General features: G+C 70.9%; 11 protein-coding genes. All 11 read right to left on the reverse strand.

The window, feature by feature from the left end; genetic code table 11:
- The coding region (locus tag MFF40_RS28890; protein WP_283206118.1) for a S8 family peptidase at nt 1–3,070 on the reverse strand (3,070 nt) is incomplete at its 3' end.
- A gap of 651 nt (nt 3,071–3,721) precedes the next feature.
- On the reverse strand, nt 3,722–4,888 hold the full coding sequence (locus MFF40_RS23245; RefSeq protein ID WP_238262396.1) for a glutathionylspermidine synthase family protein: 1,167 nt from the start codon (nt 4,886–4,888) through the stop codon (nt 3,722–3,724).
- On the reverse strand, nt 4,888–5,535 hold the full coding sequence (locus tag MFF40_RS23250; RefSeq protein ID WP_238262398.1) for a DUF1190 domain-containing protein: 648 nt from the start codon (nt 5,533–5,535) through the stop codon (nt 4,888–4,890). Before MFF40_RS23250 ends, MFF40_RS23245 begins: the two co-directional genes overlap by 1 nt.
- A 16-nt stretch (nt 5,536–5,551) precedes the next feature.
- Nucleotides 5,552–5,950 carry a DUF350 domain-containing protein gene (locus tag MFF40_RS23255; protein WP_147898726.1) on the reverse strand — a complete coding sequence of 133 codons (399 nt, stop codon included), beginning with the start codon at nt 5,948–5,950 and terminating at the stop codon, nt 5,552–5,554.
- Nucleotides 5,951–6,076: 126 nt separating this feature from the next.
- Nucleotides 6,077–6,334 carry a hypothetical protein gene (locus MFF40_RS23260; protein ID WP_238262400.1) on the reverse strand — a complete coding sequence of 86 codons (258 nt, stop codon included), beginning with the start codon at nt 6,332–6,334 and terminating at the stop codon, nt 6,077–6,079.
- 270 nt (nt 6,335–6,604) lie between these two features.
- Nucleotides 6,605–8,011, reverse strand: a complete 1,407-nt coding sequence (locus MFF40_RS23265; protein ID WP_238262402.1) for an amidase — start codon at nt 8,009–8,011, stop codon at nt 6,605–6,607.
- Nucleotides 8,004–8,927, reverse strand: a complete 924-nt coding sequence (locus MFF40_RS23270; RefSeq protein ID WP_238262404.1) for a DUF1028 domain-containing protein — start codon at nt 8,925–8,927, stop codon at nt 8,004–8,006. The genes MFF40_RS23265 and MFF40_RS23270 overlap by 8 nt, the downstream gene beginning before the upstream one ends.
- Before the next feature lie 3 nt (nt 8,928–8,930).
- Nucleotides 8,931–9,662 carry an ABC transporter ATP-binding protein gene (locus tag MFF40_RS23275; RefSeq protein WP_147857376.1) on the reverse strand — a complete coding sequence of 244 codons (732 nt, stop codon included), beginning with the start codon at nt 9,660–9,662 and terminating at the stop codon, nt 8,931–8,933.
- On the reverse strand, nt 9,655–11,454 hold the full coding sequence (locus MFF40_RS23280) for a branched-chain amino acid ABC transporter ATP-binding protein/permease (RefSeq protein ID WP_238262406.1): 1,800 nt from the start codon (nt 11,452–11,454) through the stop codon (nt 9,655–9,657). Before MFF40_RS23280 ends, MFF40_RS23275 begins: the two co-directional genes overlap by 8 nt.
- Entirely contained in the window at nt 11,447–12,280 is an 834-nt protein-coding gene (locus MFF40_RS23285; protein ID WP_147856281.1) for a branched-chain amino acid ABC transporter permease, read from the reverse strand. The genes MFF40_RS23280 and MFF40_RS23285 overlap by 8 nt, the downstream gene beginning before the upstream one ends.
- A 105-nt stretch (nt 12,281–12,385) precedes the next feature.
- Nucleotides 12,386–13,543 carry a substrate-binding protein gene (locus tag MFF40_RS23290; RefSeq protein ID WP_238262408.1) on the reverse strand — a complete coding sequence of 386 codons (1,158 nt, stop codon included), beginning with the start codon at nt 13,541–13,543 and terminating at the stop codon, nt 12,386–12,388.
- Nucleotides 13,544–13,565 lie beyond the last annotated feature (22 nt).

Consider the following 13,565-nt stretch of genomic DNA (forward strand, 5'->3'; position numbering starts at 1 on the left):
AGACCGCCCCGGTGACGGCGACCTGCCCGGCGTTGCGGATGGCGCCGTCGAGGGCGCCCCCGGTGGCGGTGAGGCTGCCGGTGTTGGTGATCCCGCCCGCGATGGTGCCGCTGGTGAGGGTGATGCCGGCGTTGGTCAGGCCGCCGGCGAGCGTCCCGGCATGGGTCAGGGTGGTGCCGGCGAGGGTGATCACCGGCGAGACCAGGCTGGCGGAGGCGGTGAGGCCGAGCCCGCCGGCGGCGACGGTGGTCGGGCCGGTGAAGCCGTGGGCTCCGGTCAGCGTGAGCGTGCCGGCGCCGAGCTTGGTCAGGCCGCCGGGGCCGGAGACGGTGCCGGCGAAGGTGACGGCGTCGGCCCGGTTGAACGCCAGGGTGCCGGCGTTGGCGACATCGCCGACGAGGCTGCCCGCGGTGCCGCCGTCCCCGACCTGGAGGGTGCCGGCCGCGATGGTGGTGCCGCCGGTGTAGGTGTTGGTGCCGGCGAGCGTCAGGGTGCCGATGCCGCGCTTGGCGAGGGAGCCCGTTCCGGAGACGGTGCCGGCGAAGGTGACGACGTCGGCCCGGTTGAACGCCAGGGTGCCGGCGTTGGCGACATCGCCGACGAGGCTGCCCGCGGTGCCGCCGTCCCCGACCTGGAGGGTGCCGGCCGCGATGGTGGTGCCGCCGGTGTAGGTATTGGTGCCGGCGAGGGTGAGCGTGCCGGCCCCGGCCTTGGTCAGGCCGCCGGTGCCGTCGAGGGTCCCGGCGAAGGTGGTGGAGGAGCCGTCGCCGCCGGCGGTGAGGCGGGCGGATCCGAGCGCGACGCGGCCCTGTCCGGCGAGCGAGCCGACGGTCTCGCCGTCGGCGAGCGCCAGGGTGGCGCCGGCGCCGACGAGCACGGCGCTGCGGTCGCCGATGGCCTGGCCGCCGCGGGCCAGCAGGGTGCCGGCCGCGATGGTGGTGGCGCCCGCGTAGGTGTTGGTGCCCGACAGCGCGAGGGTTCCGGCGCCGAGCTTGGCCAGGCCGCCGGTGCCGGTGAGCGACTGGGTGAGGGTGAAGGTGTTGGCCGGGTCGGCGATGTCGAGCCCGCCGCCGCCCGCGGCCCAGGCGATCGGCCGGTCGGTGGCGGTGAAGCCGGTCCCGGTGACCTGCAGGACGCCGCCGTCGAAGCTGAGCGGGGCGGAGGCCGCGCCGAGGCTGGCGTCGCGCGACACGGACAAAGTACCGCCGGCGAAGGTGGTGCCGCCGGAATAGCTGTTGGTGCCGGTGAGCGTGAGCGTGCCGCCGCCGGTCTTGATCAGGCTGCCCCGGGTCGGGATCGACGCGAAGGACGCGATGCGGGTGGTCTCGACCTGGACCTCGGTCTGCCACTCGGTGACGATGCCGGTGGCGACCCTGGTGTAGTCGGCGCCGGTCAGGCCCGCGAGGTACTTCGCCAGGCGGTTGCCGATGTTGCCGCGCGCCCAGGCCAAGTTCGGATCGGAGAGTGGCCAGGCCCAGCCGATCCTGTTCGTGTCGACGAAGGTGGCCACGACCCGGCTGCCGACGGGGCTGGCGTCGTTCGCCTTGAGGGCGTCGCGGATGGCGGTCTGACTGCCGCTGCGGAACGCCCGGACGACACCATCGAGGGTGGACAGGGTCTCCGGCATGGACGCCTGCAGGGCGGGAAGCGTGAGCTTCGGATCCTGGGCGGCTTTGCGCGCCGGCCAAGCCGCAGCCTCGGCGTCGTTCTCCCGCTTGCGCTGGATCAGCGCGTCCTCGGAGATGTCGTTGGACCACGTGTCGCTGGTGCCGGTCGGGAGGTTGGCCGCGACGGGGCCGAGGAACTGGCCAGGTCCTTTCATGGCCTTGTTGAGGTCGATCACACCCCAGCCCCACATCGCGTTCGGGGCGTTGGGGTTGGCGTCGGCGACGCCGTCGACGGCATTGCGGTGATAGGCGGTGGTGAGCAGGACGTCGCGGGCCTGCTGGTTGGTCATGTACGGGTAGCGCTGCATAATCACCGCGAGCGCGCCCGTGGCGTGCGGTGCCGCCATCGAGGTGCCCATCACCGATGCATAGCCGGTCTGGCGCGCAGGATCGATGTTCCAATGTCCGGGAGGCCAGACATCCGTTGACGTCGAGGGCGGCACGGTGCTGACAATCGCACTGCCCGGCGCCGCGACATACCAATATTTGGATGCGCCCGCCCTGACGGAGTACCAGTCCAATGCGACACTGGCGGGGTCGAAGCGACCGTTGTTGCCTTTTCGAGCGGCCCCCACCGCAACCCAGTTGCGTTCCAGCTCGGGCTGAAAATACGGCAGTACAGCCCGAATATCTGGGTTTGCAGAGGCATTATTCCCGGCGGCAAAAACCAATATGGTATCGTATTGTTTGGTCACCTCACTGACGGCCTCAAAATAAGTTTTCTTACCTAGAAAATTTGCATAAGAATTTCGCAGTCCAGAGAGGCTGTTGTAATTGTCCGCGGGCGGTGAATTTCCCCACGACGTGTTGATGGCCCGCGCCCCGGCCGCAGCCAAGCTGCCATAAGCGTTCTTGAAGTAGGCGTAATCGGCGTTGGCACCGTACGTCATCTCGTCGGTGGATTGCGTGTTGGTAACGTAGACGTTGGCGTTGAACGCCACGCCATGCATGCCGACGCCGTCTCGGGAGGCCCCGATCGTGCCGGTCACATGCGTTCCGTGCGGATCGTTGTAGGCAGCATTGTACGCGCCCGGAACGCTGTAGGGCTGGCCGCCGGAGAAGCTGGTGGGTCGCGGTGATCGATTGATCGGGTTTCCAGACCAATCCATGAAGTAGAACCCGTCGGCACCGAACGTGCCGGTCAAGGTCAGCGGCTTGATGCGACCATCGGCGAATTCCGGGTGGGCGCTGTAGACGCCGGAATCGACCACCCCGACGGTGACGCCCAGGCCGGTATAGCCGGCCGCGTAGGCGTCGGCGGCGTGCATCGCTTCCAGGCCCCAATCCGCCTGGTATTCCGGCGTGCGCCACGTTGCGGGGTCGGTGCTGGCGAGGCTCTGGGCGAGGGCGTGGTGCGAGACCGAGGCACCCAAGGCCGCCAGACCGAGGGTCGAACGGCACAACGCGGTCGCGATCAAGCGCCGACGATTAAATCCACTTCCTGCAGTGCAATCGACGTACGCATGTCTACGCATCTTATCTGCCCGTTTTCCCGTAGAAATGGAAACAACGCCGTCGTTCTCCGCAGTGGATCGTCGTTTTTCTCAATCTGACGCGGCGAGCGATGCGAATAGGTGAAGATTAAATCTCGTAAAACGCGGCGTGCAAGTGGAATTTTGCTTTTCAAAACGGCAACGAAATCAATCAATAATTGTGTTGATGTAGAATATTGATCGGAATTTATTCGGTATGTCTCGGGTCGCGGTGCCGACTGAATTTCAGAATGGCATGTTTATTGCTTGCATCGGCAAGGAAGACATGGGCCGCCGGGTGCTTCCGTCGGTTGTGCAGACGCGGTTTCCCTACGCCGTGTGACCGGGATGCCACGGCGTGGCACCCCAGCCGGCAGGCGGAGCATGCCCTCGGCAGGGCGCTGCCGCACGTCATCCGCACGATACGGCGCGACCGCCGCGCCCCAGGAGAGACCGCTCGGCTCACGCTCGGGACCACGAGTGGGGCCGCGCCGTGTTCACGGCGGCGTCGACGGATGGGAAGACTGGAATCGGGGCGGTTGACGGTTCCGCCCTGGTCGCGGGGCGCTGACGAGCCCCGCTTCAGCCTTCGATGAGATGCGGCACGAACCGTGCCCGGTCCGTGGTGATGCGGCCCAGCCCCTCGCGCATACAGAGGCCGCAGGGCTCGTCCCCGACGATCCAACTGCCGACGAGCGCGTGGCGGCCATCGAAGGCGGGGAGTTCCGCCAGCGCCTGCCGCACGAAGCCTTCGCGACCATAGGGGCCCTCGTCGCGCTCCAGGAGCACGCCGTCGCGCACGAGCAGGATGTTGGCGCCCTCACGCGAGACGAGCGGTTTCTTCGCGAAGGAGGTGCCCAGGGCCGCCTTGCCGGGATCGTCCTCGAAGTAGGTCGGAAGGAGGTTCGGGTGGCCGGGCGCCATCGCCCACAGATGGGCGAGGAGGCCCTTGTTGGAGAGCACGGCCTTCCACGGCGGTTCGACGAAGCGGGTGGGCGAAGCGCCGATTGCCGGGCCGAACGCGTCGGCGAGCAGCCATTCCCAGGGGTAGAGCTTGAACAGGGCGGCCAGCGGCCGGCCTGCGGCGTCGAGGAACCGCCCGTCCTCGGACAGGCCGACCGCCTCGAGCGGCACGAACGGCGCCGCGAGCCCAGCCTGCACGGCGCAATCTTGCAGGTAGGCGACCGTGCCCCTGTCCTCCGGCGCGTCGGGATAGCACGTGAACGCCAGGGCGCCGGGGAGCCCCATGGCGGCAAGGCGGGCGATCAGCCGCTCGTGGAGCGCGTTGAACTGGTCCGCCCCCGCCGGCAGGCGTCCCCGCGCGAGACTATCCTCCAGCCAGAGCCACTGGAACACGGCGCTCTCGTAGAGGGCGGTCGGCGTGTCGGCGTTGTATTCGAGGAGCTTGGCCGGTCCGGTGCCGGCCCCGCCGTAACAGAAGTCCATCCGGCCGTAGAGGGAGGGGTCGCGCCGCCGGAAACTGTCCGCGATGGCGTCCCAGGCGTGCTCGGGGATCGCCAGGGAGGCGAGGATCGCGCCGTCCGACACGGCCCGGTCGGCGAAGGTGAGGCACAGGGCATGCAGCTCCCGCGTGGGCGCCTCGATGTCGTCCTCGATCTCGGCCAGGGTGAAGGCGTAGTAGGCGCTCTCGTCCCAGTAGGGTTCGTCGTCGAAGGTGTGGACGGTGAAGCCGGCCCGCGCCGCGTGATCGCGCCAATCGGGACGCTCCGGGACGGGCACGCGGCGCATCAGCCGCCTCCGAACCCGCCCGAGCGGCTGCCGGCCGAAGCGATCGCCCGCCCGGTCCCACCGAACCCGCCCCGGGACACCATCCGCGGTGCGGACGCCGTCGCGCGCGCCACGCTGGACGCGACGCGGGTCGCCGGCCGGCCCGCAGCGGCGTAGACCCGGCCGCCCGAACCGGTGCAGTAGCCGCCTCCGCCGCCACTGCCTCCGCCGGCCCCCTGGTTCTCCTCCGCGTGCCGGTAGAGCGGCTGGGCCGGCAGGCCTTGTTCCAGCGTGCGCCCGATCATGTAGCCGGCCATCAGGGGCACGAAGGCGCCGGCTGCGTCCGGGGCGAGCGTCTCTCCCGCCACGCACCCGTCCGGACCGTGATGCGCCCGGCATGCCTCCGCGGTGGCGTAGCGCGGCGCCGTCGCGGAATAGGCGGCCTGGGCCGCCGCGTAATCGGTCGTGCAGGCCTCCTCCGTGCGAAGACCCTGGCCGATGCAGGCGGACAGGCTGTCGTACACCAGGGCGTCCTCCTCTTTCTGGGAGGGATCCAGCCAGCCCAGTCCGAGCGCCGCCGCTCCGGCCCCGGTGACCAGGACGAGGGAGATCGCGGCCGAGCGCTTGCGCCGGCGGCCCTCGGCAGGGTCTTCTCCGGGCCCGGCCATGCGCGCGTCCGCCATCTCAGGCGGTCATCGAGGCGGCGTTCACGAGGCCGCCCGCGAAGGACGCCGCGCCGAGGAGCACCGCGGCGGCCATCCGCCCGTCCTCGATGCGCCGCGACAGATCGGGCACCGCGAGGCGCACGAGCCAGTAGATCAGGATCTGCACGACGAGGGCGACGAGGCCCCAGACGATGCAATCGAGGATGGACTGTGCGTTGTAGATCGCCACCGAGAGCGGCAACGCGAAGCCGACGAGGCTGAAGCCCAGCGCCACCGCGGCCGCCGCCACGTCCCGCCGGATCAGCGCGACCTCGTTGTGGGCGGTGGCGAGCGTATAGACGAGAAGGTAGAATCCGATCAGTCCCCCGGCCGTCACGAGGTAGAGCAGGAAGGCGGGCAGACCCGAGATGGAGGTCATGCCCGAAGCCCTCCGCCAGGAACCGGCGCGGAGCACGGTGATGCGTCGGTCGGGTCGCCCATGGAGCCGTATCCGTCGAGGTTTCGCTCAGCCGTTCCGCAGGGCGTACCATGCAGGCAGCAAGCGTCACAATCGAGGACCGGCAACCGACCCTACGGGGCCGGACGGTCGGCGGCGCGTCGCGTTCTCCGCCGACGCCGCCACGCCAGACCGACGCCACGCCAGACCGATGCGGACGCCGCCCCAAACCACGCCCGCCACCAGCGTAAGCGCCATGACGGGCAGCATCGCGATGACGCCCCAGCCCATGGGCGCCATCAGCGTCAGGGGTAGACCGAGATCGATCCCGGCGATCACGCACGGATGGACGTCGTCCTCGCTCAACGTGCAGCCGGCCCCATTGCCGATGATCGACGCGATGGCAGACGGTATGGCGGGCAGCCCGGCCGCGAGGCCGAGGCCGATCGGAAGCGCCGCGCATCCTGGCCCGGCCTGCGTTACCTGTGACGATGCAGAATTCGCGCGGGCCCGCCGTAGCGTCGCCGCCTCGCGGCCGGGACGGTCATGCGTGCCCCCCGGACATGTCCTCCGAACCACCACGGCATCGTGACCGTAAGCAAGCCAGAGCATGCACTGCGCTTCAGGAGGCTTCCGTCACGGCTCACGCGCGAACTGCGGGACACGATGCCGCCAATCGTGCGCTCGCTCATATCGGTTCGCGAACCGGAGCAGCATGTCCTCGGCGAAGGGCCGGGCGGCGATTTGCAGGCTGATCGGCAGGCCGCGCCGGTCGAAGCCGCAGGGCAGCGCGATGGCGGGCAGCCCCGTCAGATTGAACGGGTAGGTGAGGCGCCAGGACGCCGCCAGCACGCTCTCCTGCCGGCCCGCGAGCGCGACGGTCGCCTCGTCGGTCCGCCACGCGGTCAGCGGCGAGGCGGGGGTGACGATCACGTCCGCGTCGTCCAGCGCGGCGGCCATCTCGGCCATGATCAGCCCCCGGGCCTGCTCGGCCCGCAGGTAGTCCGGACCGGTCACGAGCCGGCCCATCTCGACGAGGTCGCGGACGTCCTCGGCGAAGCCGGCCACGTGGCCCTGAGCGAGGCTGCGGTCGTGATAGGCCGTGGAGGACGCCAGCTCGATGGCGTAGATGGCGCCGAGCCCGTAACGCAGGGCGGGCACCGTGACGTCCCGGACCGTGCAGCCCTGCCCGGCGAAGAAGCGGATCGCCTCCTCGACCGCCGCGGCGACGTCCGCATCGACCGCCTCGAAGAAGTGGTTGCGGATCACCGCCACCCGCAACCCGCGCACCGGCGCGTCGAGGCCGGCCGTGTAATCCGGCACGGGGGCGGAGGCGGCGGCCGGGTCGGCCGGATCGGGGCCGGCCAGGACCTGGAGCAGGAGCGCCGCGTCGGCCACCGTCAGGGTCAGCGGCCCGGCATGGTCGAGGGACCAGGAATGCGGGACGATCCCCGAGCGGCCGATCCGCCCATAGGTCGGCTTGAGACCCACGACGCCGCAGAGGGCCGCCGGGATCCGGATGGAGCCGCCCGTATCCGAGCCGAGCGCCGCCGGACACAGCCGGGCTGCCACCGCCGCCCCCGAGCCGCCGCTGGATCCGCCGGGCACCCGCGCGAGGTCCCAGGGGTTGCGCGTCGGCGGCGTGACCATGCCCCAGGCGAATTCGTGCATGCGCAGCTTGCCGAGGATCACGGCGCCGGCCGCCCGCAGCTTCGCGACGCAATGGCTGTCCTGCCGCGGGAAGGTCAGGGCGTCGACCGAGGTGCCCGCCCGGGTCGGCAGGTCGGCGGTCGTGTAATTGTCCTTGATGCCGATCGGGATGCCGTGGAGCGGCCCCCGCGGCCCCGTCCGGGCGATCTCCCCGTCCGCCGCGCGGGCCGCGTCGAGGGCGGCCAGCGACAGGCACACGAAGCTCTGGAGGTCGCCGTCGAGGCGCCCGATCCGGTCGAGGTAAGCGCCGACGAGCGCGACGCTCGACAGCTCCCGCGCCGCGATCCGCCGGGCGAGTTCCGTGATCGGCAGGGACCAGATGGCGTCAGTCATGGGGCACCCGGCGATAGGGCAGGCTCGGGTCGAAGACGACCGGGGGATGGACCGCCGCGAGGTCGAGGTCGCGCAGCAGGCGGATCTCGGCCAGGACCGGCGCGAACTGCGCATGCAGGTGCGCGACCCGTGCGACCGCCTCCGGGGGCAGGCCGACGATGTCGTGCAGCGGGTCGAGGGCGCCCGCGGCCGCCGCGCCGGGCCGCTCGCCGGGAGACCGAAGGAGCATCGCGGCGACATCCTCCGGCAACGCGCCGGCCGGCCCCTCCCGCCGCGGCATCCCGGCCACGAAGGGCACGAGCTGCCGCCGGGCCACGGCGAGGACGCGGCGCAGCTCGGCGACGGGGGCGGCATGCTCGTCGACGCGCAGGTCGAGGCACGGATAATCCTCGCGGGCGACGATCTTCAGCGCCGCCGATTGCTTGCCGCGCCGATCGCCGCCCGCGTCCTCGCCGGCTTCGAGGACGCGCATCAGCCGTTCGTCGAGGTCGCAGGCGGCGCTGCGCTCGAAGGCCTCGGCCATGGCGTCGATCACCCCGGGGGCGGCCAGCATGTTGCCCTGCACGGCGTATCCGGCTCCGGTGCGGTGCCCGGCCTGCGCCGTGCAGCCGGCACCGGTCCAGGCGGCGGCCGCGCCGCCCGCATCCACCAGCCCGATCTGGCGCAGGTCAGGCCTGTCGTCGGTCTCGAGCGCGGACGCGAGGGCCGCGTCCGATCGCTGCCCCCCGGCGAGCCCGTCGAGGATGCGCAGGGCGAGGTAGGGGTTCACCCAGGATTGGGTGGTGACGGCCCCGATCCCCGCCCGGATGTACGGGCAGAGGCCGCCCACGGCCGGCACGGCGCTCGCCACCGCGACGCCGAGCTGCCCGGTCCGGGGACACCGGGCGGCGATGGAGAAGGTGTTGAGTTCCATCATGCCTCACACCGCGAGGTGGTCGATGACGCGGGCCTGCGCATCCGGGGCCTTGGCCGAGCCGCTGTCGACGACCTCGCCGAGCTTGAGCACCGCGTAGCGGTCGGCGAGGCCCAGCGCGAAGGCGACGTGCTGCTCCACCACCAGCATGGACAGGCCCGAGGCCCGCTCCGCCAGGAGCACGGCGCGCAGGCGCTCGACCATCGAGGGCTGCACGCCCTCGGAGATCTCGTCGATCAGGAGGAGGCGCGGGCGCAGCATCAGGGCGCGGCCGAGGATCAGCATCTTCTGCTCGCCCCCGGAGAGCGTGCCGGCGCGCTGGGCGAGACGGTCCTTCAGGAACGGGAAATGGCCGAACAGGCGCTCCAGCGCCTCCGGCAGGTGCCGGTCGGACGGCACCGCGAGGCGCAGGTTGTCCCGGATCGACAGGTCCTGGAACAGCGGCTGCTCCTGCGGCGCGTAGCCGACGCCGAGCGCCACGAGCTTGGCGGGGGACAGCCCGGAGAGCCCCTGTCCGGCGATGGTGATCCTGCCGCCGCGCAGGGCCACCATCCCCAGGATGGTCTTGAGCAGCGTGGTCTTGCCCATGCCGTTCTTGCCGAGGAGGGCGACGATCTCGCCCGCTCCCACCGCCAGGGACACGCCCTTCACGATCGAGACGGCGCCGTAGCCGCTCGATACGGCATCGAGGTCGAGGGCGGCCCCCGACGGCGCGGTGCGTTGCGCGGCCTCAACCATGGGCGCCTCCCGAATAGATGGTGCGGACCAGCTCGGAGCCGACGACCGCGTCCACGGTGCCGTCGAGAACCAGGCGGCCCTGGTGCAGCACCACGATCCGGGACGAGATCTCCCGCACGAAGTCGAGGTCGTGCTCGACCAGGACGGCGGCGATCCGGCGCCCGGCGGTCAGCGCCTTGAGGACGGTCCCGATGGTGGTGCGCTCCGCCTTGGTCAGGCCGGCGGTGGGCTCGTCGAGCAGGATCAGCCGCGGCTCCAGAGCCACCACCATGGCGAGTTCCAGGGCCTGCTTCTGGCCATGGGACAGGAGGCGCGCCGGCTGCGTCAGCAGGCGGTCGAGGCCGGTCATCCGCAGCACGTCGAGGGCCGCCTGCGGCAGGCCCAGCGTCGGGGCCCGGCCGACCGGGTTCAGGCCGTCATGCGGGGCCCGCGCGAGCCGCAGGCAATCGGCCACCGACAGGCTCTCGAACACGCTCGCCACCTGGAACTTGCGGCCGACCCCGAGCCCGACGATCCGGTTCGGCGTCAGCCCGGCGATCGCCGTGCCGCCGATGGCGATGGCGCCGGTGAACGGCTCGGTGCCGTCGCTGAGGCAGCGCATCAGCGTGGTCTTGCCGGCGCCGTTGGGGCCCACGAGGCTGACGAGCTCGCCCGCCCGGATCTCCAGGTCGATGCCTTCGAGCACGGTCAGGCTGCCATAGGCCTTGGCCAGGCATTCCACCTTGAGGATCGGAGCATCCGTCGCGGTCGCGGCGGCGGTGGCGTCCCGCGCCACCAGGGCGGGGGCGGCGGGCTTCGTCCGGCCGAGCGGCAGCGCCCGCCACAGCCGGCCGGCGAGGTCGGCGAGCCCGCCCGGCAGCAGGATGATGATCGCCACGAAGGCCGTCCCCAGCAGGAGCTGCCAGAGGAAGGGCAGGTCGCCGGAGAGGTTGGCCGCGAGGTAGTCGATGGCGATCGTGCCCAGGACCGGGCCGAGCAGCGTGCCGCGGCCGCCGAGCGCCACCCAGATCACCAGTTCGGTGCCGAACAGGAAGCCGGCATTCTCGGGGGCGACCACGCCGGACGCGTTGGCGAACAGGAACCCTGCGAGCCCGGCCACGGCGGCGAGCGAAGCGGTCAGGAGGATCTGCAGGCGCCGGGGGTTGAGGCCGAGATAGGCGCAGCGCGCCTCGTTGTCGCGCAAGGCCACGAGGGCGCGCCCGGCATCCGACCGCACCAGGATCCAGGCCGCCAGCGTGACGGCGATCAGGAACAGGGCCGCGAGGCGGAAATAGCCCTCGCTCTCGAACGGCAGCACGTCGAACCCGACGAGGCCGCTGCTGGAGCCGGTCCACTCGCCGCCCGAGTAGATGAGCTGCGTCACGACGATCGGGACGACCAGCGAGATCACCGAGGCGTAGAGCGGCGTCGAGCGGTGATAGAAGGACAGCCACCCGACCGCGAGGCCGAGCAGGGCCGGCGCCGCGACCGCGGTGGCGATGCCGGCCGCAATCCCGGGCGGGGTCGCCCCGTAGGCGCCCAGGATCATGGCGGCGGCGTAGGCGCCGACGCCGAAGAAGGCGGCCTGGCCGAAGGTCAGGATGCCGGCAAAGCCCCAGAGCAGGTCCACCGTGACGGCGAGCACCGCGTAGATCATCGAGCGGGTCAGCACGTTGACCGCGAAGGTGTCGAGGAACGCCGGCGCGATCCAGAGGGCCGAGGCCGCCACCGCCGCGACCACGAGGGGCGCCGTCCGGGCGAGGCGTCGACCGGAGAGGGCGGCGCGCTCCGTGGCGGGGATCGTGTCAAGCACGGGAGAAACCTTTCGGGCTGACGCGCAGGACGAGGGCCGCGAGCACCGCGACGGCGATGCTGCCCAGGATCGGGCTGACGAAGGTGCTGATCAGGACCTGCGCGGCTCCGAAGACGAGGCAAGCCGCCGCGAGCGCCAGGAAGGACGCGTCGGCGACCATCACCAGCATGAAGGCGCCGATCAGCCAGCTCACCCCCATGTTGGGATCGACGCTGGTCAGCGGCGTCAGCAGGACGCCCGCCAGCGCCGCGAGGCCCGCGCCGATCATGAACACCACCAGGCGCACCCGCCCGGTATCGATGCCGAGGCTGCGGGCCAGGGTCTCGTTCATGATCACGGCCCGGGCCGACAGGCCGAGCCGCGTCCGCTCGATGGTGAGGGCGAACAGGATCCCGATCGCGAGGGCGATGCCGAGGGCCACGAGCCGGTAGGCGGAGTAATCGACGCCGAGGATCGCGACGGTGCCCGAGAACAGGTTCGGGGTGAGCTGGACGTCGCGGCCGAAGGCCAGGGTGATGAGCTGGCCGAGCACGATCCCGAGCCCCCAGGTGGCGAGGATCGCGTCCAGCGGCCTGCGGTAGAGGGGGCGGATGATGAAGTGCTCCGCCAGGCCGCCGAGGCCCGCGCCGACCACGAAGGCCAGCGGCAGCGCCGCCCAGGGATTGAGCCCGAGCCTGGCCGTCACCACGGCGCAGTAGGCGCCGATCGTCAGCCACGCCCCGTGGGCGAAATTGATGATCTTGAGGACGCCGAAGATCGCGAGGAGGCCGATCGAGACCACGAACAGGATCGCCGCGGTGGTCAGGATGTCGAGGATGAGCAGCATCGCAGCTTCCGGATGAGCCGGCGTCTTCGCGCGGCGTAAGCGGATCGGCCCGACGGCCGATCCCGGACGCTCCCTCCCCCGGGAGGGAGGGAGAGGCGCATCACGTCACGGCAGCTTCGGGCACTGCTCGCCGGGATCGACATCCTTGAAGGTGCCCGCGACCTTGACCGATCCGTCCGCCTGGATCTGGCCGAGATACATGGTCAGGGGTGCGTGGTGCTGCTTGCTCATGCGGATCGTGCCCCGCGGCCCGGTCACGCTCACGGTGGGCAGGGCCTCGAGCACCTTCGCGGTCTCGGTCCCCCCCGCCTTCTCGACGGCGGCCTTGTAGAGGTAGATCGCTTCGTATTCCGGCACCGAGAGATCGTTGGGCGTCCGCAGCTCGGCGCCGAACTTCTTCTTCATGGCGGCCAGGAAGGTCTTGTTCTCCGGGCTGTCGATCCCGGTCACGTAGGAGGCCGACAGGTAGACGCCCTCGGCGTCGGCGCCCATGCTCTTGGCGGTGCCCTCGTCCAGCGCGAGGTTGGCGAAGGGCAGCGACACGCCGGCGCCGCGCAGCTGCTTGGTGAGCGTGACGTTCGGCGCGCCGCCGGCGGTCGAGGTGATCAGCGCGTCGGGCTTGGCCTCCTTCAGCTTGGAGATGATCGCGGTCCAGTCGCTGCCGTCCATCGGCAGGTATTCCTCGCCCACCACCTTGCCGCCGGTCTTCTCGGCGTAGCTCTTGGCGAAGCCGAGCATGCCGCGGCCGAAGGCGTAGTCGCTGCCGATGAGGAAGTAGGTCTTGGCGCCCTTGGCCTTGAAGGCGTCGATCACCGGCGGCACCTGCTGCTCCGGCACCCAGGCATCCACGAACATGTTCTTGTTGCAGGAATGCCCCTCGTAGAACGAGGTGTAGATGTACGGCACGCGGCCCTTGGTGACGGCGGGCAGGCCTGCGTTGCGGGCCGCGCTCGTCTCCATGGAGATCAGGACGTCGACCTTCTTCTGGTAGATCAGGCCGTCGAAGGCCTTCTGGGCGCCGGCCGCGCCGGAGGCGTCGTCGGCCACCTCCAGGACGAGCTTCCGGCCGAGCACGCCGCCGTTCGCGTTGATTTCCTCGACCGCAAGCTCGGCCGACTGCACCACCGAGGGCGCGACGACGCTGTTGGCCCCCGACAGGCCGATCGGCACGCCGATGACGATGGGCTTTTCGTCGGCGGCCTGCGCAGCCGAGGTCGCGAGCACGAGCGCCGCCGCCGTGCCGATGAGAGAACGTGTCACCATGAATGGGCTCCTGGGAAAGACG

This window comes from Methylobacterium mesophilicum, from assembly GCF_022179445.1.
Classification (GTDB): Bacteria; Pseudomonadota; Alphaproteobacteria; order Rhizobiales; family Beijerinckiaceae; genus Methylobacterium; species Methylobacterium mesophilicum.